The following is a 273-nucleotide window of genomic DNA, read 5'->3' as shown; positions in this document are numbered from 1 at the left end:
TCTTGAATACTTCGAGCGTGATTGGAGTTAGGAGACCGGTAAGGAATAATATCATCTCCATAAAAACTTCTGAGTTCTAAAGGAACAAATGCTTCAAGGGGTATACTTTCATTATGGAGCACACTAACAGAAAAAGCAGGTTTTCGCTCACACTTTTCAAAATCGATGACTTCAATTGTTGCAAAATATCCCTCATATCGGTCAATAGTTATAAACAGATCACCAAGCTTTACGCGTAATTTAGTGTATGGATTATCATTTAAGATAACAAAA

General features: G+C 35.2%; 1 protein-coding gene. It reads right to left on the bottom strand.

Annotated elements, in window-relative coordinates:
- Nucleotides 1-273: hypothetical protein (locus Lste_RS19255; RefSeq protein WP_162264124.1), on the bottom strand; the 273-nt coding region annotated here is incomplete at both ends.

The sequence above is a fragment of the Legionella steelei genome (assembly GCF_001468005.1).
Taxonomy (GTDB): Bacteria; Pseudomonadota; Gammaproteobacteria; order Legionellales; family Legionellaceae; genus Legionella; species Legionella steelei.
The sequence above is the reverse complement of the archived record's forward strand: the minus strand, read 5'-3'. Positions and strand labels throughout refer to the sequence as shown.